General features: G+C 59.9%; 19 protein-coding genes and 1 pseudogene. 1 reads left to right on the top strand and 19 read right to left on the bottom strand.

The window, feature by feature from the left end; translation table 11 throughout:
* Positions 1 to 31: 31 nt before the first annotated feature.
* The 19 genes and pseudogenes from IOD40_RS10940 to IOD40_RS10850 all read right to left on the bottom strand — a co-directional run bounded on the left by IOD40_RS10940 (position 32) and on the right by IOD40_RS10850 (position 20,621).
* Positions 32 to 669, bottom strand: a pseudogene (locus IOD40_RS10940) (5'-methylthioadenosine/S-adenosylhomocysteine nucleosidase).
* Entirely contained in the window at positions 659 to 1,117 is a 459-nt protein-coding gene (locus IOD40_RS10935; RefSeq protein WP_198476575.1) for a PaaI family thioesterase, read from the bottom strand. The pseudogene IOD40_RS10940 and the gene IOD40_RS10935 overlap by 11 nt, the downstream one beginning before the upstream one ends.
* 67 nt (positions 1,118 to 1,184) lie before the next feature.
* A complete protein-coding gene (locus tag IOD40_RS10930; protein ID WP_198476574.1) occupies positions 1,185 to 1,637 on the bottom strand; it encodes a TspO/MBR family protein in 453 nt (150 codons plus the stop codon).
* 62 nt (positions 1,638 to 1,699) lie between these two features.
* Positions 1,700 to 2,986: an RsmB/NOP family class I SAM-dependent RNA methyltransferase gene (locus tag IOD40_RS10925; protein ID WP_198476573.1), complete on the bottom strand. Its 1,287-nt coding sequence runs from the start codon at positions 2,984 to 2,986 to the stop codon at positions 1,700 to 1,702.
* A gap of 78 nt (positions 2,987 to 3,064) precedes the next feature.
* Positions 3,065 to 3,682, bottom strand: a complete 618-nt coding sequence (locus IOD40_RS10920; RefSeq protein ID WP_198476572.1) for a L,D-transpeptidase — start codon at positions 3,680 to 3,682, stop codon at positions 3,065 to 3,067.
* A gap of 98 nt (positions 3,683 to 3,780) precedes the next feature.
* Positions 3,781 to 4,191 (bottom strand): MAPEG family protein, encoded by a 411-nt coding sequence (locus IOD40_RS10915; protein WP_198476571.1) that lies wholly within the window; start codon positions 4,189 to 4,191, stop codon positions 3,781 to 3,783.
* Between the two features lie 96 nt (positions 4,192 to 4,287).
* Complete coding sequence (locus IOD40_RS10910) at positions 4,288 to 5,037, bottom strand: GGDEF domain-containing protein (RefSeq protein WP_407649177.1); 750 nt, start codon at positions 5,035 to 5,037, stop codon at positions 4,288 to 4,290.
* 103 nt (positions 5,038 to 5,140) lie between these two features.
* Positions 5,141 to 6,643: an IMP dehydrogenase gene (gene guaB, locus IOD40_RS10905; protein WP_198476570.1), complete on the bottom strand. Its 1,503-nt coding sequence runs from the start codon at positions 6,641 to 6,643 to the stop codon at positions 5,141 to 5,143.
* 139 nt (positions 6,644 to 6,782) lie between these two features.
* Entirely contained in the window at positions 6,783 to 8,273 is a 1,491-nt protein-coding gene (glpK, locus tag IOD40_RS10900; protein ID WP_198476569.1) for a glycerol kinase GlpK, read from the bottom strand.
* Positions 8,274 to 8,390: 117 nt separating this feature from the next.
* The gene (locus tag IOD40_RS10895) at positions 8,391 to 9,176 is read right to left on the bottom strand and encodes a DeoR/GlpR family DNA-binding transcription regulator (RefSeq protein ID WP_198476568.1); all 786 of its coding nucleotides are present in this window, start codon (positions 9,174 to 9,176) and stop codon (positions 8,391 to 8,393) included.
* A gap of 129 nt (positions 9,177 to 9,305) precedes the next feature.
* The gene (locus IOD40_RS10890; RefSeq protein WP_198476567.1) at positions 9,306 to 9,641 is read right to left on the bottom strand and encodes a TIGR01244 family sulfur transferase; all 336 of its coding nucleotides are present in this window, start codon (positions 9,639 to 9,641) and stop codon (positions 9,306 to 9,308) included.
* 121 nt (positions 9,642 to 9,762) lie between these two features.
* Positions 9,763 to 11,835, bottom strand: a complete 2,073-nt coding sequence (locus IOD40_RS10885; protein ID WP_198476566.1) for a 3-hydroxyacyl-CoA dehydrogenase NAD-binding domain-containing protein — start codon at positions 11,833 to 11,835, stop codon at positions 9,763 to 9,765.
* A 33-nt stretch (positions 11,836 to 11,868) separates the two neighbouring features.
* The gene (gene pcaD / locus IOD40_RS10880; RefSeq protein WP_198476565.1) at positions 11,869 to 12,663 is read right to left on the bottom strand and encodes a 3-oxoadipate enol-lactonase; all 795 of its coding nucleotides are present in this window, start codon (positions 12,661 to 12,663) and stop codon (positions 11,869 to 11,871) included.
* A gap of 54 nt (positions 12,664 to 12,717) precedes the next feature.
* Complete coding sequence (locus tag IOD40_RS10875; protein ID WP_198476564.1) at positions 12,718 to 13,791, bottom strand: enoyl-CoA hydratase/isomerase family protein; 1,074 nt, start codon at positions 13,789 to 13,791, stop codon at positions 12,718 to 12,720.
* A gap of 156 nt (positions 13,792 to 13,947) precedes the next feature.
* On the bottom strand, positions 13,948 to 16,086 hold the full coding sequence (scpA, locus tag IOD40_RS10870; protein ID WP_198476563.1) for a methylmalonyl-CoA mutase: 2,139 nt from the start codon (positions 16,084 to 16,086) through the stop codon (positions 13,948 to 13,950).
* Between the two features lie 190 nt (positions 16,087 to 16,276).
* Positions 16,277 to 18,283 (bottom strand): acetyl-CoA carboxylase biotin carboxylase subunit, encoded by a 2,007-nt coding sequence (locus IOD40_RS10865; protein WP_198476562.1) that lies wholly within the window; start codon positions 18,281 to 18,283, stop codon positions 16,277 to 16,279.
* A 1-nt stretch (position 18,284) separates the two neighbouring features.
* The gene (locus tag IOD40_RS10860) at positions 18,285 to 18,662 is read right to left on the bottom strand and encodes a hypothetical protein (protein ID WP_198476561.1); all 378 of its coding nucleotides are present in this window, start codon (positions 18,660 to 18,662) and stop codon (positions 18,285 to 18,287) included.
* 129 nt (positions 18,663 to 18,791) lie between these two features.
* Positions 18,792 to 19,073 carry a hypothetical protein gene (locus IOD40_RS10855; protein ID WP_198476560.1) on the bottom strand — a complete coding sequence of 94 codons (282 nt, stop codon included), beginning with the start codon at positions 19,071 to 19,073 and terminating at the stop codon, positions 18,792 to 18,794.
* A 15-nt stretch (positions 19,074 to 19,088) separates the two neighbouring features.
* On the bottom strand, positions 19,089 to 20,621 hold the full coding sequence (locus IOD40_RS10850; RefSeq protein ID WP_198476559.1) for an acyl-CoA carboxylase subunit beta: 1,533 nt from the start codon (positions 20,619 to 20,621) through the stop codon (positions 19,089 to 19,091).
* 174 nt (positions 20,622 to 20,795) lie between these two features.
* Between IOD40_RS10850 and IOD40_RS10845 the strand changes: the two genes are divergently transcribed.
* A complete protein-coding gene (locus IOD40_RS10845; protein WP_198476558.1) occupies positions 20,796 to 22,205 on the top strand; it encodes a helix-turn-helix domain-containing protein in 1,410 nt (469 codons plus the stop codon).
* The last annotated feature ends 8 nt before the right edge of the window (positions 22,206 to 22,213 follow it).

Genomic DNA, 22,213 nt, shown 5'->3' with positions numbered 1-22,213 from the left:
CATAGAGAAAACCAGAGAAATACGCAAGGCGTCAGATCGCAAGGCTGCCCTGCGCCAGCTGAAAGGCGACAATATCCACCGCATTCGCAAGCCTCTCGTCGATGACATGAAGATACTCGGTCCAGTCTCCGACATGGCGTAATTCCTCCGCTCCATCGGAAATGCCGCGCAATCCGATCACCGGGACGGCAAAGCGCTGGCAGGCGGCAGCACTGCGAAGGTTTCCATGTCGACCATCTGGGCGTCAATTTCGTCATACGCAGCACCGGACACGATGTTCGCGCCTGTCGAGAGCGTTGCCGCCGGGATCCCGTCAATGCGCAAGGGCAGTTCGAGAATGATTGGAATGTCGAGGAAGGGCGTCTGCCCCTTTGGAAAACCCAGCGCCGATGCGTCCATGTCGCGATATGCGACGGAAGCCACCTGATAGACCTGCGCTTGCTCAAGCGTCCGGCTTCCAGCCGAACCGAGCGAGATTACAAGGTCGGGCAAGGCCCCCTCGCCCTTTAGGCGTGAAAGTTCCGACGCAAGCACCACCGCCGCTTCGACCGGGCCTATTCCGGTGATCAGCGGCGAGAAGCGGGATTTGAGATGAGGGCCATACTCCGCTTCCGCGGCCATGACGAAGAGCACGCGCTTTCCGCCAAGCGTCTTGATCTCAGCCGGCAATGTCATCTCGTCCACTCACCACCATAATCGTCGCGGTCATCGTCGCGATCATCTTGGCATTTCCATCGCCGTCATAGGCGTAGGCTTGCCCATCGGCGACGATAATCGTGCGCCCAGGCTTGGTCACCGTACTGCGAAAGAGAAAGCGCTCTCCCTTGCCAGGCGACAGCAGGTTGACCTTGAACTCGATGGTCAGAACTGCCGCGTCCTCAGGCATCAGGGAATAAGCCGCGTACCCGCAAGCTGAATCCAGAGCAGTCGAGATGATCCCCGCATGCAGGAACCCGTGCTGCTGCGTGAGGTCAGCACGGTGGGCCATTTCCAGTTCCACCGTGCCGGCTTCCACCCGGGTGAGCTCGACGCCGATGGCTTCCATGACCTTCTGGCGCGCGAAGGAATTCCTGACGCGCTCCTCGTAATCGCCAAATGGTTCGAACCTGACCGACATCCATTCCCCCGTTCGGGCGACAAAAAACAGACCTCAGCAATTGCAGATTTTGGCAGGTGGTGGAAGGTCAGTTCAGCACGACGATCGATGCGTTGAGGAGGCTCGCGAAGGCTACCCAAGCCAGATAAGGCACGAACAAAAACGCCGAAACACGATCTGGGTGCCACGTAGTGCGGATGAACATGATGATCGTCAGAAGAAGTGCGATGATCACAATTAGCGCCGCCACCGGCATCTGCAGCGCAAAGAAGAGCGGCGACCAAAGAAAGTTAAGCCCCAGCTGAGCCCACCAGATCGTCATCGCACCGCCGGTGTCTTTTCGCATCCATGTGCGCCATCCCGCTACGGCGATCAGGATGTAGAGGACCGTCCATACCGGCGCGAACAGCCAGCCAGGAGGATTGAACGCCGGCTTTTCGAGTGAGTCATACCATTCCCCGGGCGCGGTATTTGCGCCGATGAGCCAGCCTCCGCCGACAACGAGTACCAGGAATAGAATAAGCGGAACGAAACGTGTCATGAGACCCCTTCACAAACAAGTTCATGTGAACGGGGTCGGGAATGCTTGGTTCCTTGGAGCCGTCAGCTACGCTTTTGCAGAGCAGCGAAAAAGAACCCGTCAGTGCCCGTACGAGCGGGGCTCAAGGTCATTCCTTCAGAGCTCAAGCGGGCACGTTCACTCCCTTCCCTGAACGTCTGTTGCCAAAGCGTGGCCGGATCCATGCTCGTAAAATCCGGGTTAGCCTCAAGGAAGGAGGCCACACGGTGCGCGTTCTCCTGCGGGAAGAAAGAGCAGGTGATGTAGGCGATACGTCCGCCAGGTTTCAGGAAGCGCTTGACCGTTTCGAGGATGGACGACTGTTCGCTCACGCGGGTGTCGAGCTGCTTTTCCGTCAGACGCCATTTGGCATCCGGCCGCCGCCGCCAAGTGCCTGAGCCGGTACAAGGTGCATCCACCAGAACCAGATCCATCTGCCCTTCAAGCGCACGCAACGCCTCATCGTCCGTCACCGCCTGAACGTTTCGACATCCTGCACGGCGAAGTCGTTCGAAGATCGGTGAAAGGCGCTGACGCTCCGCATCATGGGCAAAGATCTGGCCTGAATTCTTCATCGCTGCTGACAGCGCCAAGGTCTTGCCGCCAGCCCCGGCGCAATAGTCCAGCACCTGCATCCCATGGGACACACAAGCGAGGGCTGCGGCCATCTGTGAACCGATATCCTGCACCTCAAACCAGCCGCTCTTGAACTCGTCGGACGTCTGAACATTAGGGTGCCGCCCATCGCCGTCGATCGGCGGAATGCGGATGGCATCCACCAAATAATCACCGGGAGCAGCGCCAGTCGAGGATATGGCTTCAAGCACGCGTTCACGCGAGGACAGGAGCGTGTTGGCCCGCAGATCAAGCGGTGGCCGGCCCGACAAGGCCTGCAACTCGGACACCCAATCCTCGCCAAATGCCTCTTGCGCGAGGGGCACGCACCAGTCAGGGCAGTCGGCGCGAATTTCGTCCGGCGCGTCCGACAGGGAGCGGGAGCTCAACAGGGAAAGTTCGGTCTCACTAAGGGGCGCAGGGGCGAAGCGGTCACCTTCGAGCGCTTCGTTGATTGCTTCAGGGCTCATCCCCCATTGGAGGAGAAGCGCCCCCACGGCGAGAGCCCGCGGCTCGCTGGAGTCGAAAATCCAGGTGGCGGATCGCTTCCGGCGCAGCGCGTCATAAACGATATTGCCGATTACTGCTCTGTCACCGGAGCCTGCGAAGCGATGAGACTGACCCCAATCCTTCAGCGCGTCAGCCGCTGGCCGATGGCGGCTCTCAATATCGCTGAGAACCTCGATCGCTGCTGCAAGTCGCCCGCCCAGTCGCATAATTTGTCCACTTCTCGCCGGTTGCCCGAATAGCCACTAGCTACCGGGCTCAAGAAGCGATGACAAGCGGACGTATGGTCAGGCCTGGATAACGACGACGTTCGTGCCGACCAAAGTCCGGTTATACAGATCGATGATGTCGTGATTCAGCATGCGGATGCAGCCGCTCGACATCGCCAAGCCGATCGACTGTGGCTGGTTCGTTCCGTGGATACGGAACATCGTGTCTTTTCCACCACGATAAAGGTACAGCGCGCGAGCACCCAACGGATTGTTGAGACCGCCTGGAACACCGCCCGCGTACTGCCGATTGCGCGGGTCACGCGCAATCATGTTTCCGGTGGGCGTCCAACTAGGCCATTCGGCCTTTCGGCCAATGGTTGCGTTGCCGCGAAGCGCGAGGCCTTCCTTCCCGACACCGATCCCATATCGGATCGCCTTGTTGTCGCCGAGGACATAGTAAAGGCGACGCTCCGGCGTGTTAACGACGATGGTGTCAGGCTTGTGGTTTGATTTGTACTCGACCTCGCGCCGACGAAGTTCAGGCTTGATCTTGTCGGGAGACAATGCGGCGAGCGGGAACTGAGGATGCGAGACAGCCGCGTAATTGCGGATGTCGTTGCCATACTCGCTGACCGAACAGCCTGCTGCAAAAAGCGGCAGCCCAATCAAGAAACCTCTGCGTGAAATCGCCATCCGGCCCGTCCTCCCAAATTTAGGCAATTCCTAGTGATTTATGGTTAACCAAATCTTTATCGTGACGGTAGGGACGAAATTTCGCCTGTCAGGTTTTGCTACATAAGATGGATCGCCAAGGCTCCCCAAAGCAGGACGACCGAAACGAAACCTATAAGGAACGCGGGCTGGCGATAACGTATCCGGTTTGACGTGACATGGATGCCAGCGTGGACATAGCGCGAGAGCACGAACAGCCACGCAAGGCTCAGTGCAATCAATCCCACGCCTTGTGTCACGAAGAGAGCGATACAGACGATGTGAAAAAGTGGCGGCAACTCGGTCTGGTTGGCAAGGCTGTTGCGGACGAACAGGCTTTGTGCAGGCTCATCCTGATTTTCCCTGAACTGGGAAATCTTGACGGCACCCTCCTCGACGGCCTGTTTGCGGCGGATACCAAGCAGTCCGTAGAGGCCAATGACGAGCGCGAAATGCGCAATCATCGGCCAGAAAATCGCGGTCTGTTCCATGAGGTCCCTCTCGAAAGCGCAACGTCCCAACGTTCCGCAATATCGATAAACTAGGGGAAACGCGCGTTCCGGCAACGCGGTGTTGAGCAAAGAGGTTCAGGAACGAGTGGGAATATCCTCGGCGACAACGCTTCGGCTGCGCTTCTTGCTATAGAGGCTGCCATCCGTTTTCTCGACCAGCTCGCGAAAGGAGAGGTTCTGCTTGCAGGCCTGATGTCCGATGGAGACAGACGGATGGAGGTGGGAGGTACCGCCTCTCTGCTGAAAAAACCTGGCCGCTTCGACGTTTACTGCCGTTCTCATTCCTTCAACGTCCCAAACCCCGCCGGGAACAAACGCACAAAATTCGTCGCCCCCCACGCGTGCGATGAGGCTCTCCTCTCCGAGCACTGTCTTCAACGCTTCGGCCACCGAAATGATGGCATCATCGCCCGCTAGATGACCGTATTGATCGTTGATCATCTTCAGATCATCGACGTCCGCCATAATGAAACTGCCGGTCACCTTGTGGGCGCGCGCTGTTTCGAATTGCTCGATGAAGCTGCGGCGATTGAGCAGCCCCGTCATCGGATCGGTATTTGCCTTGCGTGCGAGTTGGCTGGTTTGCTTCAGCAGCAACCGGTACGACATCTCGAGCGCCTCGAGCCGGCTGAACCAGACGAGCCCTAGGGGAATGGCGATCAGGAAAGGCAGGACGATCCGTACAGCAATCGTGATGCCGTCTGCTTCTGCGCCGATGAGCCAGCGTATTCCTGTAGAGATGCTGATGGAGATCGTCGCGGCGATCAATGTCACCTGCGCAGTACGCTTCAGAACATAAGCGGAAGGCAGTCCGAACTTAGCCACAACACCGACGTCTGTTTCTCGGCCAGGCGCCCTGGCGGTTGTACCCTAACGGTGCGGCATGACAAGTCACGCCGCACCTATTGGCAAAGTATCTATCCGATGGTCAGACAGAACCCGGATAGTTTGGGCTTTCGCGAGTGATGGTCACGTTATGCGCGTGGCTTTCACGAAGCCCCGCATTCGAGATGCGAACGAAAGTGGCACGGGCACGAAGCTCGGCAAGGTCAGCCGCACCGACATAGCCCATTGCCGCCTTGAGGCCGCCAACGAGCTGGTGCAACACATTTCCGACCGGGCCCTTGTAGGGCACCTGCCCTTCAATGCCTTCCGGCACCAGTTTCAACGTGTCACGAACCTCGGCCTGGAAGTATCGGTCAGCCGAGCCACGCGCCATCGCGCCAACCGAGCCCATACCACGATACGACTTGTAGGAGCGTCCCTGGTGGAGGTAGACCTCACCCGGGCTCTCCTCAGTGCCGGCAAGAAGCGAACCGACCATCGCGGCCACCGCACCGGCAGCCAGTGCCTTGGCCAGGTCGCCAGAGAACTTGATGCCACCATCGGCAACGATGCCGATGCCCATCTTGTCCGCGACTTCCACGGCAGACATGATCGCCGACAGCTGTGGGACACCAACGCCGGCCACGATACGGGTCGTGCAGATCGATCCCGGACCAATACCGACCTTCACCGCGTCCGCACCCGCATCGATCAGCGCGCGAGTGCCTTCAGCGGTCGCAACGTTGCCCGCGAGAATGCGAACCGAATTGGAGATCTTCTTGGCCCGCGTGACCGCATCGAGCACGGCCTGTGAATGGCCGTGCGCAGTGTCGATCACGAGAAGGTCCACGCCTGCATCGATCAGGCGCTCTGCCCGCTCAAACCCGTCATTGCCAACGCTGGTGGCAGCTGCGACCCGCAGACGGCCCTGTGCGTCTTTGGCCGCATTCGGATTCAGCTGAGATTTTTCCATATCCTTGACGGTAATGAGTCCGACGCACTGACCGGCATCGTCAACGACAAGGAGCTTTTCAATGCGGTGCTGGTGCAGCAGGCGCTTGGCTTCGTCCTGATGAACGTTCTCTCGCACAGTGACGAGGTTCTGATGCGTCATCAGTTCGCTCACGCGCTGGTTCGCATCCGAGGCGAAGCGCACGTCACGATTGGTGAGGATGCCAACGAGCTTGCCGGTCTGGTGACCGCCTGTACCGCCATTTTCGACCACCGGAACACCCGAGATCCCATGGTCGCGCATAAGCGCTCTCGCGTCGCCCAAGGTCGCCTCCGGACCAATGGTCAGCGGGTTGACGACCATGCCGCTTTCGAACTTCTTCACCTGGCGGACCTGCTCGGCCTGTTCTTCGGGCGAGAAGTTGCGGTGAACGACGCCGATACCGCCAGCCTGAGCCATGGCGATGGCAAGGCGTGCGTCCGTTACCGTGTCCATGGCTGCAGACAGGATTGGGATGTTCAGCTCGATATCACGAGCAATTGTTGTTGCCACATTGGTCTGCCCGGGCATGACTTCCGAGTGGGCGGGCTGCAACAGCACGTCGTCGAAGGTTAGCGCCAGTGCACCGGTTGCAGTTTCGATGATCTTTGCCATTGCCGATCCTCTTATTTGCGGATGCGCGGGAGGAGCCCGTGACACTTCGGTCAACGGCGACTCCGATTTTCCCTCTCAGGATGGCAGTGGCTGGTAACACGCGCACGAAAGAAAGAAAAGCGGCGATAAAAGAGATAAGCTATGCAGAAAGTGTTCGGCTCACTGCATCCGCCCAACCAGCAAGCTTCTTCTTGCGCAGTGTCGCCTCCATTGCTGGATCGAAACGTCGATCAAGTTTCCACTGCTGTGCGAACTCGCCCGCATCCGGCCAAACACCTGCCCGGGAGCCTGCCAGCCAGGCCGCTCCAAGCGCGGTCGTCTCCAGAATGATCGGGCGATCGACGGGTGCATTGAGAAGATCTGCAAGGCGCTGCATCGTCCAGTCAGAGGCGACCATGCCTCCATCTACTCGCAGCACGGTATCCGACGCCTTCGCCTTCCAGTCCTTGTGCATCGCGACCAGAAGATCGTTCGTCTGGTAGGCAACCGATTCCAGCGCTGCTCGGGCAAATTCGGCAGGGCCAGTGTTTCGCGTCAGGCCGAAGATCGCGCCGCGCGCGTCAGCATCCCAGTGCGGCGCGCCGAGCCCGACAAAGGCGGGTACGAAATAGACATGTTGCGTTTCGTCTGCCTCAGCTGCCAGTTCCCCGCTCTGCGACGCCTTGCCGATCACCTTGATGCCATCCCGCAGCCACTGAACGGCTGCGCCCGCTATAAAGATCGAACCTTCAAGCGCGTATGTCGTCTTTCCATTCAGGCGGTAGGCAATCGTCGTGAGGAGGCGATTCTTCGACCGCACCAGCTTTTCACCCGTATTGAGAAGCGCGAAGCAGCCAGTTCCATAGGTCGATTTCATCATGCCCGGCTTGAAGCAAGCTTGACCAATTGTCGCCGCCTGCTGATCTCCAGCCACACCGAGGATCTTGATTTCCGCGCCAAACAGTGAGGCATCCGTGACCCCGAAGTCGGCCGCGCAATCCTTCACTTCCGGCAGCAGGCTTCGCGGAATGTTCAGGATTTCCAGGAGTTCGTCGTCCCAGTCATTCGCCTCGATGTTGTAGACAAGCGTTCGGGACGCGTTGGTCGCATCCGTCACATGCTCCCTGCCGCCTGTCAGCTTCCAGATAAGGTAACTGTCGATGGTGCCCGCGATGATCTCGCCATTCTCGGCTCGCTTCCTGGCACCTTGAACATTGTCGAGCAGCCAGGCGATCTTGGTGCCTGAGAAATAAGGGTCGAGAAGCAGGCCCGTCTTGCGCGAGAACTTCTCTTCGAGGCCCTGCTTTTTCAGCTCGTCGCACATTCGCGCCGTGCGGCGATCCTGCCAGACAACCGCATTCTGGATTGGCTCGCCGGTCTTCTTGTCCCAGAGCACAATTGTCTCGCGCTGGTTGGTGATGCCGATGGCGGCGATCTCGGACGCGCTGAGTTTGGCCTCGCTCAGCGCCTTTTTCACCGACCAGACCGTCGTTGACCAGATCTCCTCCGGATCATGCTCGACCCAGCCAGAGGCGGGATAATGTTGTTCGAATTCTTTTTGGCCGACCGCCACGATATGCATCTGGGCATCAAAGATGATCGCTCGGCTCGAGGTCGTGCCCTGATCAATGGCGAGAATGTATCCGCCCATTTTTCCTCCCTGGCCCACCTTGGCGGGCGTCAACCTATCCTCGCAAGCATAATGACCAACGTTATCGCCATCCAAATCGAAAGCAATCCGAAAATTATTTGAAGAAAAGGGAAATGCTCAGGAAGCTGCTTCGGAGCCCAGCTTGCGGGTTTCGATCAGTTGCACCTCCGCGTCCTGACAAACCTTGCGCACCGCATCCACCGCACATTCATCCGTGATGAACGTGTTGACCTGAGAGATGTGGCCGATGCGAACCGGCGCCGTGCGCTCAAATTTGGTCGAGTCAGCGACAAGGATGACGTGGCGAGCATTGGCAAGAATCGCCTGCGCGACCTTCACTTCGCGAAAATCGTAATCGAGCAGAGCGCCATCGGGGTCGATCGCGGAGGTGCCGATGACGGCATAATCTACCTTGAACTGGCGGATGAAATCGACTGCCGCTTCGCCGACGATGCCGCCATCCGATCCACGCACGACGCCGCCCGCGATGACCACCTCAATCGAGGGGTAAACCCGCATGCGGTTGGCGACATTGATGTTGTTGGTGATGACCATCAGGCCCTTGTGATCAAGAAGGGCGTTAGAGACAGCCTCGGTGGTCGTGCCGATATTGACGAAGAGCGAGGCGTTGTCGGGAATGAGGCCCGCCGCAGCCTTGCCGATTGCATCTTTCTCGTCGGCCGCGATCTTGCGCCGTGCCTCGTACTGGACGTTTTCGATCCCGGACGGAAACAGCGCGCCACCATGGATGCGCGACAGAAGCCGGCGATCGCACAGATCGTTGAGATCCTTGCGGATCGTCTGCGGCGTCACACCGAAGTGAGACGAAAGCTCCTCAACCAGCACACGGCCATTTTCCTTGGCCAGTTGGATGATCTCTGAATGGCGCGGCGGCAGATACATTCGGCTCCCTCAGCTTTCGTTTCGGCGCAGCTTAGCCAAAAGCGAAAACGAAGCATAGCGGAATGAAGGCCGCTCGATAGGAGCGCGGCGTGGTGTTACGCGCTGCCCCATTGGCAGCGCGCTCACGACTTATGCCTGAAGCTGCTGCACGAGTGCGTAGAGGTTGGTGCAGCGACCACCGGAGCGACAATAGGCCAGGATCGGCTTTGGCAGTTCGGCAAGCGCAGCGTTCTGCTCAACGACATTTTCGTGCGTGATCGCGCCGCTAACAACCGGGATGTAGCGGAACTCAAGCCCGGCCTCTTGTGCTGCCGCCGCGATTTCGTCGTGCGGCACCGCACCGTCTTCGGTGTCCGGACGGTTGGCGATAATGCTCTTGAAACCCGCTTCCTTGATCTTCGCCACGTGCTCAATTGCGATTTGCGGTGAGACAAAATAGTCTTCGGTGATCTGACGGATTTCCATAGCTCTTCCTTTGAATTCGGTTGGGCTCCATCTAGTGGCGCGTGGGCATTTTGCCAAGTGAACGGCGTCGTCCGATGTTCCGCTCAGGAGAAAATCATTCCAAAACGATGCAACGGAAGAGTTAGCCCGTGAAGCTTCCACCTTCGGCCGCCAGACGGCGCAGCAGTGGCGCGGGCTCAAAGACAGTCTCGCCTGTCTTCTGATGCCAATATTCGAGACGTTCGACGATCTTGCCAAGCCCTTCCAGCCCCGCCCAGAACATTGGCCCGCCCTTTCCGATCGAAAAGCCGTAGCCGTTGATCCAGACGATATCGATGTCGGACGCGCGCGCAGCTATGCCTTCTTCGAGAATACGTGCGCCTTCATTGACCAGCGGATAAAGCGTGCGCTCCAGAATTTCCTGATCTGATATCTCGCGCCGCTCGATGCCATTTTCTCGGGCCGTCTCGTCGATCAGCCGCGCGACCTCGGCGTCGGGCAGCGGCGTGCGCGAGCCTTCCTCGTAGCGATAATAGCCACGCCCGGTCTTCTGGCCGTAATGGCCGTCTTCGGCGAGGGCGTCGGCGATCAGATTGCGCTGGCCGAGTGCCTTGCGCTTGCGCCAGCCGATATCGAGCCCAGCCATGTCGAGCATGGCAAACGGCCCCATCGGGAAGCCGAATTCGGTGAGCACGCGGTCGACCTGCTGCGGCGTTGCGCCTTCGAGCAGGAGCGGTTCGATCTGGTTGCCACGCGCGGTCAGCATGCGATTGCCGACAAAGCCGTGGCAGACGCCAACGACGACCGAGACTTTGCCGATCTTGCGCGCGACATCGAGGGCGGTGGCGATCAACTCCGGCGAGGTCTGATCAGTGCGGACAATCTCCAGAAGCTTCATCACATTGGCTGGCGAGAAGAAGTGGAGGCCGAGCACATCGCTCGGACGCGACGTTGCAGCCGCAATCTCGTTGACGTCGAGATAGGATGTGTTGGTGGCCAGGATCGCGCCTTGCTTGGCGACGCTATCGAGCTTGGCAAACACATCGTGCTTGACCGCCATGTCCTCAAACACGGCCTCGATAATGAGGTCGCAATCGGCAAGTACCGCATAATCCGTGCTGGTCGAAAAGCGCTTGAGCCGGCGTGCGCAGTCATCCTCGCTGAGCGAACCCCGCGCGACCGACGACGCATAGGTCTTTTCGATAGTGGCAAAACCGCGCTCGATGGCGGCATCGCTCATGTCGAGCAGCACGACCTCGAAGCCGCCATTGGCGAAAGCCATGGCAATGCCGCCGCCCATCAGGCCAGCGCCTATGACGCCGACTTTTCTCACGGTGCGGATAAGCGTGTCCTTGCCGATGCCGGCCACCTTGCCAGCCTCGCGCTCGGCGAAGAACAGATGGCGCTGGGCGCGCGATTGATCGCCTGCGACGAGTTTCAAAAATGTCGCGCGCTCAGCGACGAGCGCTTCATCGAAGGGGAGCGTGATCGCGTTGCGCACCGCCGCTACAGCAGCAAGCGGTGCTTCCAGTCCGCGCGACTTCTTCGTCAGGGCGGATGCGGCTGCATCGAAGGCGGTGAGGTCGGTGCCGGTCAAAAGATCGTTGCGCACACGGACGGGAGGATGGTCGGTCTCTGTCGCCTTGCTGCGAGCCAACGCCTTGGCGCTGGCGACCAGATCGCCATTTGCGACGGCGTCGATCATGCCAAGATCAAGCGCCTTTTGCGCACCGACCGGTGCGCCGGAGACAATCAGTTCGACCGCCTTTTCGGGGCCTGTCAGGCGCGGCAGGCGGACGGTGCCGCCGGAGCCTGGAATGAGGCCCAGCTTGACCTCGGGAAAGCCAACTTTCGCCGCATCATCGGCGACGCGGTAGTGGCAAGCTAGCGCCAGTTCCAGCCCGCCGCCCAGCGCCGAGCCGTGGATCGCAGCGATGGCTGGTTTGAAGAGGTTTTCAAGCTGCGCACAGAGGTCCAGCAAGGTCGGCTTTGCCAGGGCGACCTCGGTGCCGAACTCGCTGATGTCGGCACCGGAGACAAATGTGCGTCCGGCGCAGGCGAGGACGATCGCCTGAATGGATGCGTCACCATCCAGCTCGGCGAGCGCATCATGCAGCGGCCCGCGCATGCGAAAGCTGAGCGCATTGACCGGCGGATTATCGATGGTGACGACGGCAATATTGCCGTCGCGCTCGATTGTTACGCAGGTGTCCATTCGCTTCTCCTCCCCAGTCGCGAATGCGGCGACTTATTGCCAGCCGATTTCCTTCAGGAAACCTGTGATCAGCGCGATGGTCTGTTTTGGTTGCTCAACGCACGGAATGTGGCCCGAGCCTTCGATGATCTCGAAACGCGCGCCTTCGATCAAGTCTGCGGTCGAGCGGACGAGATCCGGCGGCGTCGAGCCGTCCTGATCGCCGACGACGCAGAGGACCGGCAGCTTCAGTGCCGAGGTCGAGGCGGTGAGGTCTGCATCGCGCAAAGCTGCGCAGGTGCCGGAATAGCCGTCAACGGTCGTGCGGGTGAGCATCGCGGTATAGCCGACAAAATCCGGGTTCTGCGGCGAGCGGTAGCTCTCGGTGAACCAGCGTTCCATGATCGCGTCGCCGATCGAAGCGATGCCATTGGCATTGACCGCGTTGATGCGCGTGTTCCACGCATCCGCCGTGCCGATCTTGTGCGCGGTGTCGCAAAGGATCAGCGCTTCAACGAGTTCGGGGCGAGCAGCCGCAATGCCCTGCGCGATCAGGCCGCCGACCGACAAGCCGACGACGACGGTCTTGGTGACGCCCAGATGGTCGAGCAGCGCGGCAAGATCGTTGACGTGATCGTCCATACGGTACGGCTGGGGCGTTGCTTCCGACAGGCCATGGCCGCGCTTGTCGTAGAGAACGACGCGGTGCGTCGGCTCAAGCGCCGCGCTGACCTCGTTCCAGATGCGGAAGTCGGTGCCGAGCGAGTTCGAAAACACGACCGTCGGACCATCCGCCTTGCCACGAACCTCGTGATGAAGGACGACGCCGTTTACGCGCGCAAAAGCCATTCCAGATCTCCGAATAAAAGCGTCCTTCGGGAGTAGGTCGAACGCTTCTGTCGGTCAATCGGCCAGCGTGGATTCTTTGGGTCGCTCGAGGTCGGTCAGGTCAAGCTCATCATCGAGCGGCGCAAAATAGGCGTCGATGTCAGCATTGCTGATCTCGGTCAGTTCTGCCGGCTGCCACTTCGCTGAATGGTCCTTGTCGATGATGACTGCGCGCACGCCCTCGTAAAAATCGACGCCCTTCTCAACGCGTGAGACGATGCGGAACTCGATCTTCATGCACTCATCGAAATCAACCTTGGCCCCCTCCTGCATCTGGCGCAACGCGATCTTCACGCTGGTTGGCGACTTGGAGCGGATGGTTGCAGCCTGCTTTTGCGCCCACTCCCCCTCTTCATCATCCAGCCGCTCGAGAATTTCTTCCACCATCACGCCGGAAAAGCACCTATCGATGACCTCACGCTTCTGCCGGACTGCGGATTCGGATGTCGCCATCACGAAGGCCCGGATCGTTTCATCCGGATCGCCTCCCTCGCACAGCGCTTCGGTCAGCGCAGGAATATCTGCCGACGCAACGGCGTGGGTTGCAAAGCCTGACCACAAGGCATCGGATTGCCCCAGACGCGAAGCCGTCAGAGCGAGCCAGGTGCCGACTTTCCCGGGCATGCGCGGAAGAAAGTAGGTGGCTCCCACATCCGGGAAGAAGCCGATGCCAGTCTCCGGCATGGCGAACATGAGTTTTTCGCTTCCAACCCGGTGGCTGCCATGAACCGACAGACCCACACCGCCGCCCATCACGATCCCATCTAGAAGGGCGACATAGGGCTTCGGATAGGCTTTGATATAAGCGTTGAGGCGGTACTCATCGCGATAAAATGCGCGCATCGCCGGATCGTTGGCCCTGCCCCAGTCGTGCAATTGGCGGATGTCGCCTCCGGCACAAAACGCCTTCTCACCCGCGCCTTGTACGATCACCAGTTCTACGTCTGGATCGTTCGCCCATTCAATCAGCCGGGGGTGCATCAGCGCGACCATATTGGCGTTGAGCGCGTTCAACGCCTTGGGCCGATTGAGCGTGATCAGCCCCGCCCGTCCACGTTTTTCGAACAGGATTTCCGCATCAGCGCTCATATCGATCACTCCCTCGTTTCGTAGCGAGAGTAATCTGTCGCCGTTCAGACGAAAGGCAACTCTTGGAGGTATTATTCGAGCGTCAGCTTTGCACGCGCTTCAGCGTGCCACTTCAGATTCAAACGTCACGGCATGAAGCCGCCCAACCGGGCGGCCCTACGCGTTTCTGCGCTTGCCCTCCATCAGGTCGAGCACCGCTCTTGCGGCATCAAGCACATTGGTGCCTGGCCCGAATACCGCGGCGACGCCCTTGTCCAGCAGGTACTGATAGTCCTGCCGTGGGACGACGCCGCCGACGACGACGATGACATCGGTCGCGCCCCGCGACTTCAGTGCATCAACAAGCTGGGGAGCAAGCGTCTTGTGACCCGCTGCAAGTGAGGACATGCCGACGACATGAACCTTGCTTTCAACGGCAAGGTCAGCCGCCTCGTCCGGCGTCTGGAACAGCGGGCCTGCCACAACATCAAAGCCGATGTCACCGAATGCCGACGCAATGATCTTCGCGCCGCGGTCATGGCCGTCCTGACCAAGCTTCGCAACCAGAATCTTGGGGCGCTCGCCCATAGTGGTTGCGAGTTCATCGAGGCGGCCAACCAGCGTCTTGTATTCCGGCTCGCCTTCATAGGCCGCGCCGTAGACCTTCGAGACAACCTTCGGCACGGCCGCATGGTCGCCAAAGGCTTCGCGCAGCGCATCCGAGATTTCGCCGAGCGTCGCGCGGGCACGCGCAGCCTCAACGGCAGCTTCGAGAATGTTGCCCTCGCCTGAGCGCGCAACCTCGCGCAGCGCGTTCAGCGTTTCTTCCCAACGCTTCGGATCGCGCTGGCGACGCACCTTTTCGATGCGCGCGATCTGCGCATTGCGCACGGCGGCATTGTCGATGTCGAGAATGTCGAGATCGTCTTCGTTCTCTAGGCGGTACTTGTTGACGCCGACGATGACCTCATCGCCACGGTCGATCGCAGCCTGCTTGCGCGTTGCCGCTTCCTCGATCAGGCGCTTCGGCAGGCCGTCATTGACCGCCTTGGTCATGCCGCCCATCGCCTCGACTTCCTCCATCAGCGCCCAAGCCTTTTCGGCGAGTTCGTTGGTCAGGCTCTCGACATAGTAGGAGCCGGCGAGCGGGTCGACAACCTTGGTCACGCCCGTCTCATGCTGCAGGATCAGCTGGGTGTTACGAGCGATGCGCGCCGAGAATTCGGTCGGCAGCGCAATCGCTTCGTCGAGCGCATTGGTGTGCAGCGATTGGGTTCCGCCGAGCGCCGCCGACAGCGCTTCATAAGCGGTGCGGATGACGTTGTTGTACGGGTCCTGTTCCTGCAGTGATACGCCAGAGGTCTGGCAGTGTGTCCGCAGCATCAGCGACGACGGCTTCTTCGGCTCAAACTCTTCCATGATGCGCGTCCACAGAAGACGCGCCGCGCGCAGCTTTGCGGCTTCCATGAAGAAGTTCATTCCAATGGCAAAGAAGAACGACAGGCGGCCAGCGAATTCGTCGACGTTCAGGCCTTTCTTCAACGCCGCGCGCACATATTCGCGCCCGTCCGCCAGCGTGAAGGCCAGCTCCTGCACCAGCGTCGCCCCGGCCTCCTGCATGTGATAGCCGGAGATCGAGATCGAGTTGAACTTTGGCATCTCCTTGGCCGTATATTCGATGATATCGGCAACGATGCGCATCGAAGGCTCTGGCGGGTAGATGTAGGTGTTGCGGACCATGAACTCCTTCAGAATGTCGTTCTGAATGGTCCCCGAAAGCTTGTCGCGCGAAACGCCCTGCTCTTCACCGGCGACGATGAACGAAGCGAGGATCGGGATCACCGCGCCGTTCATGGTCATCGAGACGGAGATGTCGCCGAGCGGGATGCCATCGAAGAGGATCTTCATGTCCTCGACGGAATCGATCGCGACGCCCGCCTTGCCGACATCGCCAACCACGCGCGGATGGTCGCTGTCATAGCCGCGGTGGGTGGCAAGATCGAAGGCAACCGACACGCCCTGCTGACCAGCCGCCAGCGCCTTGCGATAAAACGCATTCGACGCTTCCGCGGTGGAAAAACCGGCATATTGGCGGATCGTCCACGGACGGCCCGTATACATGGTCGCACGCGGCCCACGCACAAACGGCTTCAAGCCCGGCAGACTGTCGAGATGGCCGATGCCCTGCAGATCATCCGCCGTGTAGAGCGGCTTGACCGGAATACCCTCCGGCGTCTCCCACACCAAATTATCCGGATCGCGCTTCACTTCCTTCTCAGCCAGCGCACGCCACTTTTCGATATCGGGATTGGTCATGAAAACCTCCTGCGAGCCTACAGATTGGACGGCTGGGCGGCTGTAGACCCCCACCCCTTAGCCCTCCCCACAAGGGGGAGGGAAACCTTGATGTCTCGCGAAATCTGGGACTGTTTGCGCCAGGCGCTCGGCACAGAAAATTCCCCTCCCCCTTGTGGGGAGGGGTTAGGGGTGGGGGTGACCCCACGCATCATTCGAACTCCATGATGAGTTCATCAACCGCAAGGCTTGCCCCTGGTTCGACGGCGACTTTTTTGACGGTGCCGCGGCGTTCGGCGCGAAGAACGTTTTCCATCTTCATCGCTTCGACGGTGGCGAGCGCCTGGCCTTCCTGGACCTCGTCGCCTTCCTTGACCGCGACCGAGGTGATGACACCCGGCATCGGGCAGAGCAGCATCTTCGACGTGTCTGGCGGCAGCTTTTCTGGCATCAGGCAGGCAAGTTCAGCGACGCGCGGCGTGCGCACATAGGCCTTCACATCAATGCCCTGCCAGCGCAGGCGCAGCGACGATCCGTTCTGCTGCACTTTTACGCCAACGCGATGGGTGCCGACGTTGAAGTGTGCGTGGCTACGACCCGGCAGCCAGTCGGAAGAGATAGCGAGCGACGTGTCATCGTCAAAGCCGACGACGAGCTTGCTGCCGTCTTCCTTGACCGTGACCGGGAAATCGCCGGACCCGTTCAGCTTGACCGACCAATCGCGGCCGACCTTGCGCGGGTGGTTGGCGAGTACGCCCGAAATCAGCACAGCGCGCTTTTGCAGGCGATGGTTGATCAGCGCCGCCACGGCGGCCAGCACCTTCGCCTGGTCCGCATTCGGCTCGACGCCCGCAAAACCCTCCGGCCACTCTTCTGCAATGAAGGCGGTCGTGATCGTTCCAGCCTGGAAGCGCGGGTGCTCCATGACGGCGGAGAGGAACGGCAAATTGTGGCCGATGCCTTCGACCTCGAAATCGTCCAGCGCCTGCGACATCGCCGCGACCGCCTTGTCCCGGGTCGGGGCCCAGGTGCAGAGCTTGGCGATCATCGGATCGTAATACATCGAGATCTCGCCGCCTTCGAACACGCCGGTGTCGTTGCGGATGATCGTGCCGTTGTCGTGCGAGCCTTCTTCCGGCGGATTGTAGCGCGTCAGGCGGCCAATCGACGGCAGGAAGTTGCGATACGGATCTTCGGCGTAAAGTCGGCTTTCGATCGCCCAGCCGTCGAGCTTCACGTCGTCTTGGGCAATCTTCAGCTTCTCGCCAGCAGCGACGCGGATCATCTCTTCAACGAGGTCGATGCCGGTAATGAGTTCCGTCACCGGATGCTCAACCTGCAGACGCGTGTTCATCTCGAGGAAGTAGAAATTGCGATCGCCATCGACGATGAACTCGACCGTACCAGCCGAGTGGTAGCCAACGGCCTTGGCGAGCGCCACAGCCTGTTCGCCCATCGCCTTGCGGGTCGCTTCATCAAGGAAAGGCGACGGCGCTTCTTCGACGACCTTCTGGTTGCGGCGCTGGATCGAGCATTCGCGCTCGCCGAGATAGATCACATTGCCGTGCTTGTCGCCCAGCACCTGAATTTCAATGTGGCGCGGCTGGGTTACGAACTTTTCGATGAAAATGCGGTCATCGCCAAACGATGACTTCGCTTCGTTCTTCGACGACTGGAACCCTTCGCGGGCTTCCTCGTCGTTCCAGGCAATGCGCATGCCCTTGCCGCCACCGCCGGCGGACGCCTTGATCATCACCGGATAGCCGATCGAGGAAGCGATGCGCACGGCTTCATCCGCATCTTCGATCAGGCCCATATGGCCTGGCACGGTTGAGACGCCGGCTTCCGCCGCCAGCTTCTTCGACGTGATCTTGTCGCCCATCGCCTCGATCGCGCCGACCGGTGGGCCGATGAAGGCAACGCCTTCCTTCTCCAGCGCCTCGGCGAACTTGGAGTTTTCCGACAGGAAGCCGTAGCCCGGATGAACCGCATCTGCGCCCGACTGGCGGATCGCGTCGATGATCTTGTCGATGACGATGTAGGACTGGTTCGACGGGGCGGGGCCGATATGGATCGCCTCGTCGGCCTGCTTCACATGCAGCGCTTCTCGGTCCGCGTCCGAATAGACGGCCACCGTCTTGATGCCGAGCTTCTTGGCGGTGCGGATAACGCGGCAGGCGATTTCGCCGCGATTGGCGATGAGGATTTTCTTGAACATCTCAGATCTCCATCACGTCCTCAAACGCCTCGGGCATCGTCGAGCGGCCAACGGCTTCGTCGATGCGAAGCATGGCTTCATAGGAGGTCGGGTCAAAATCGGGATCGGCCGCTACGACTTCGCGGCCAAACAGATAGTTCAACCGGCCAGCATCAAGATTGCCACGCTCGAAGGGCTCGTCACCAAAGTGGTGCCAGAGCGCATGCAGGAACGCGGCGTCGACCATGTATTCGGGCGAACCCTTGCGTGCCCTGCGCGGCAGCGCCTTGATCGGCGTCACCCCCTTCGGGTTCGCACGGCGGATGGTGAACTGGTAACCGGTGCCCGGCATTCCGGAGGGAAAACCGCGGTGCTTCGTCATCTCAGGCAGCTTAGCCATCAGTCAAATTTCCTCAGCCCATGCCGATGTTGAATTGGTTGGGGACATTGCATCGTCTTGTCGGCCAGATACCGGCATCATTTCGTGCGCCTGTTCTTCCGAACGTGCAGGCGGTCGTTCCTCACCGGCTCAATCCCTGAACTTCTTCTTGTAGGGCAGCGAGATGATGAACGAGGCGGCCACGACACCCCCGAAAACCGAGGCGAACGGTATGATCAACAAAAGCGCCGGGATGATCGGGTTCGAGGCGCGTCCGATGCGTGTGCCTAATCCCGCAATGTCGAGCCATATGATCGCAACCGCCGCCAGCACGCCGATCAGCGCCCCTCCGGCCGCATTCAACGCGAGCTGGATCAGCATCTGGCGATGATCCTCACGAGCAGCTTCAGGGGTTAGCTTGGGCTTTCTCATTCGATGCGTTCCCGATTAAAGCGGCATCGTATCGTGCTTCTTCCAGGGCTGCTCCTGCTTCTTCGTGCGAAGCGCAGCGAAGGCCCTGGCAATACGGCGGCGGGACGAATGCGGCATGATCACCTCGTCGATGAAGCCGCGCTCTGCCGCCTTGAACGGGTTGGCGAAATTGACTTCATATTCCTTGGTGCGCGCCGCGATCTTCTCCGGATCGCCCAGTTCTGAGCGATAGAGAATTTCGGTCGCGCCCTTGGCACCCATCACCGCGATCTCAGCGGTCGGCCAGGCGTAGTTGATGTCCGCGCCAATGTGCTTCGAAGCCATCACGTCATAGGCGCCGCCATAGGCCTTGCGGGTAATCAGCGTCACCATCGGCACTGTCGCCTGCGAATATGCAAACAGCAGCTTTGCGCCATGCTTGATGACGCCGCCATATTCCTGCGCGGTCCCCGGCAGGAACCCCGGCACGTCTACCAGCGTCAGGATCGGAATGTTGAACGCGTCGCAGAAGCGCACGAAGCGCGCGGCCTTGCGCGACGAGTCGATGTCGAGGCAGCCCGCCAGAACCATCGGCTGGTTGGCGACGACGCCCACCGTCTGTCCTTCCATGCGCATGAAGCCGGTGATGATGTTCTTCGCATAGGCTTCCTGGATTTCGAAGAAATCGCCCTCGTCTGCCAGTGCGAGGATCAGTTCCTTCATGTCGTACGGCTTGTTGGCCGAATCCGGGATCAGCGTGTCGAGCTTCATGTCGACACGCGCTGGATCGTCATGGAACGGACGCACCGGCGGCTTCTCGCGGTTCGACAGTGGCAAGAAGTCGAACAGGCGCCGAACCTGCTCCAGCGTCTCGACGTCGTCGTCGTATGCGCCGTCCGCAACCGATGACTTTTGCGTATGCGTGCGTGCGCCGCCGAGCTCTTCAGCGGTGACGATTTCGTTGGTCACCGTCTTCACGACGTCGGGGCCGGTCACGAACATGTAGGACGAGTCGCGCACCATGAAGATGAAGTCGGTCAGCGCCGGCGAATAGACCGCACCGCCGGCGCAGGGGCCCATGATCACCGAAATCTGCGGAATGACGCCCGAGGCTTCGGAATTGCGCCGGAAGACTTCAGCGTAGCCAGCCAGTGACGCGACACCCTCCTGAATGCGTGCGCCGCCCGAATCGTTCAGACCGATAACCGGCGCGCCGTTGCGCATCGCCATGTCCATGATCTTGCAAATCTTTTGTGCGTGAGTCTCAGACAGCGAGCCGCCGAGCACGGTGAAGTCCTGCGAGAAGACGTAGACCATGCGCCCGTTGATCGTGCCCCAGCCGGTGACGACACCATCGCCCGGATATTGCTGCGCGGCCATACCGAAATCGACGGCACGATGCGTGACATACATGTCGAATTCTTCAAATGAACCGTCATCAAGCAGCACCTCGATGCGCTCACGAGCGGTCAGCTTGCCCTTTGAATGCTGGGCGGCGATCCGCTTCTCTCCACCGCCTTCCCAGGCCTTTGCGCGGCGCTCTGCCAGTTGTCCCAGTATTTCACGCATTGCGGGCAGCCTCGTCATTGGTCATCTGGAAAGTCGAGATAGAAAATTCGACTGCGACTATATCGGATGAATAGCCGGCTAGCCCGATTAACGTTTGGAGACGCGCGAGAAAAGCCTTAACGGGCGCACTTGCATAATGTACAATTCGCAACATTGTAAAATGCGAATTTGCAAATGCGACGACCCAAGCTCTTCATCGGACGAAAAATACGCGATCTGCGGGAGGCAAACAGGCTGACCCAAGCCCGCTTTGCTGAGCGTATCGGGATCTCGACCAGCTATCTCAACCAGATCGAAAACAATCAGCGTTCGGTTTCTGCGGGGGTATTGCTTTCGCTCGCGGAAAATTTCCGCGTCGACATTACAGAATTTTCCGCCGGTGAGAGCGAGCGGCTGCTTTCCGTGGTTTCTGAGGCCATCAGCGATCCGTTGTTTGATACGATGCGACCCTCGCTTCAGGAACTGAAACTGGTCGTCCAGAACGCGCCAGGTTTCGCTCACGCCCTGATCGCCGCACACGAAGCCTACCGCCGAAATTCGGAACAGCTTGCCAGTGTCGATGACACGCTGGGAAAGTCCGCTGCCGCTGAACCGACCCCATACGATGAAGTGCGCGACTTTTTCCATTTCGTCGACAACTACATTCACGAACTGGATGTTGCTGCGGAAGATCTGGCCGCCAAACTCGGGATACCCGAGCGCGATCCCTCGGTTGCGTTGCCTGACTATCTGGAGAAACGGCACGGCATACGCACCACACGCGCGAGCACCGACGAGCAGGCGCTGCGGCGCTACGATCCGCACCGGAAGCTGCTCCATCTCGATCCTTACTCCCTGGTCCCGACCCGAAGCTTCCAGACGGCGTTTCAGATCGGAGCTATCGAGCTGGCGCCCACCATTGAGACAATTGCCGATACGGCGGGATTTCGAACGCCCGAGGCGAGAGACATCTGCAAAATGGGGCTTGCGAACTATTTCGCGGGTGCATTGATGATGCCCTACGAGGCGCTGATGGGAGCAGCTAAAGACCTGCGCTACGATCTGGAATTGCTCGCCATGCGGTTCGGCGCCAGCATCGAGCAGATCTCCCATCGCCTCTCGACCTTGCAACGGCCCGGCCGCAAGGGAATTCCGATCTTCTTCGCGCGCATCGACCGGGCCGGCAACATCACCAAGCGCCATAGTGCCGCAAAGCTTCAATTTGCGCGCTTCGGCGCTGCCTGTCCGCTCTGGAACGTCCACCAGGCCTTCGAGCAACCGGGCCGCATTATCCGTCAGCTCGCCGAAACACCTGACGGCGTGCGCTATCTTTGTCTTGCCACTGAATTGAGCAAAGGCGGCGGCGGTTTTCGAGCGCCGCAGCGACGCTATGCGATCGCCGTTGGCTGCGAGGTCACCCATGCGCGGGACTTCGTCTATGCAGATGATCTCGACATCGACAACCGCGCGGCGTTCGATCCGATCGGCATCTCCTGCCGCATCTGCGAGCGCGTCAACTGCCCGCAACGCGCAGTGCCGCCGCTGAAACGCCGACTGGTCGTCGATCCTAACCTTCGTGGGCCTGTGCCGTACCGCCTGGACTGAGCGGGCGC

Source organism: Aquamicrobium zhengzhouense (genome assembly GCF_016124105.1).
GTDB classification, from domain to species: domain Bacteria; phylum Pseudomonadota; class Alphaproteobacteria; order Rhizobiales; family Rhizobiaceae; genus Aerobium; species Aerobium zhengzhouense.
Note: the sequence above shows the minus strand (reverse complement) of the source record. Positions and strands in the feature narration are given on the sequence as shown.

Bases quoted from the DNA above. Each gene is read 5' to 3' on its own strand.
- IOD40_RS10935 (WP_198476575.1), bottom strand. From the start codon at position 1,117: ATGTCGGTCAGGTTCGAACCATTTGGCGATTACGAGGAGCGCGTCAGG.
- IOD40_RS10930 (WP_198476574.1), bottom strand. From the start codon at position 1,637: ATGACACGTTTCGTTCCGCTTATTCTATTCCTGGTACTCGTTGTCGGC.
- IOD40_RS10925 (WP_198476573.1), bottom strand. From the start codon at position 2,986: ATGCGACTGGGCGGGCGACTTGCAGCAGCGATCGAGGTTCTCAGCGAT.
- IOD40_RS10920 (WP_198476572.1), bottom strand. From the start codon at position 3,682: ATGGCGATTTCACGCAGAGGTTTCTTGATTGGGCTGCCGCTTTTTGCA.
- IOD40_RS10915 (WP_198476571.1), bottom strand. From the start codon at position 4,191: ATGGAACAGACCGCGATTTTCTGGCCGATGATTGCGCATTTCGCGCTC.
- guaB (WP_198476570.1), bottom strand. From the start codon at position 6,643: ATGGCAAAGATCATCGAAACTGCAACCGGTGCACTGGCGCTAACCTTC.
- glpK (WP_198476569.1), bottom strand. From the start codon at position 8,273: ATGGGCGGATACATTCTCGCCATTGATCAGGGCACGACCTCGAGCCGA.
- IOD40_RS10895 (WP_198476568.1), bottom strand. From the start codon at position 9,176: ATGTATCTGCCGCCGCGCCATTCAGAGATCATCCAACTGGCCAAGGAA.
- IOD40_RS10890 (WP_198476567.1), bottom strand. From the start codon at position 9,641: ATGGAAATCCGTCAGATCACCGAAGACTATTTTGTCTCACCGCAAATC.
- IOD40_RS10885 (WP_198476566.1), bottom strand. From the start codon at position 11,835: ATGGACACCTGCGTAACAATCGAGCGCGACGGCAATATTGCCGTCGTC.
- pcaD (WP_198476565.1), bottom strand. From the start codon at position 12,663: ATGGCTTTTGCGCGCGTAAACGGCGTCGTCCTTCATCACGAGGTTCGT.
- IOD40_RS10875 (WP_198476564.1), bottom strand. From the start codon at position 13,791: ATGAGCGCTGATGCGGAAATCCTGTTCGAAAAACGTGGACGGGCGGGG.
- scpA (WP_198476563.1), bottom strand. From the start codon at position 16,086: ATGACCAATCCCGATATCGAAAAGTGGCGTGCGCTGGCTGAGAAGGAA.
- IOD40_RS10865 (WP_198476562.1), bottom strand. From the start codon at position 18,283: ATGTTCAAGAAAATCCTCATCGCCAATCGCGGCGAAATCGCCTGCCGC.
- IOD40_RS10860 (WP_198476561.1), bottom strand. From the start codon at position 18,662: ATGGCTAAGCTGCCTGAGATGACGAAGCACCGCGGTTTTCCCTCCGGA.
- IOD40_RS10855 (WP_198476560.1), bottom strand. From the start codon at position 19,073: ATGAGAAAGCCCAAGCTAACCCCTGAAGCTGCTCGTGAGGATCATCGC.
- IOD40_RS10850 (WP_198476559.1), bottom strand. From the start codon at position 20,621: ATGCGTGAAATACTGGGACAACTGGCAGAGCGCCGCGCAAAGGCCTGG.
- IOD40_RS10845 (WP_198476558.1), top strand. From the start codon at position 20,796: ATGCGACGACCCAAGCTCTTCATCGGACGAAAAATACGCGATCTGCGG.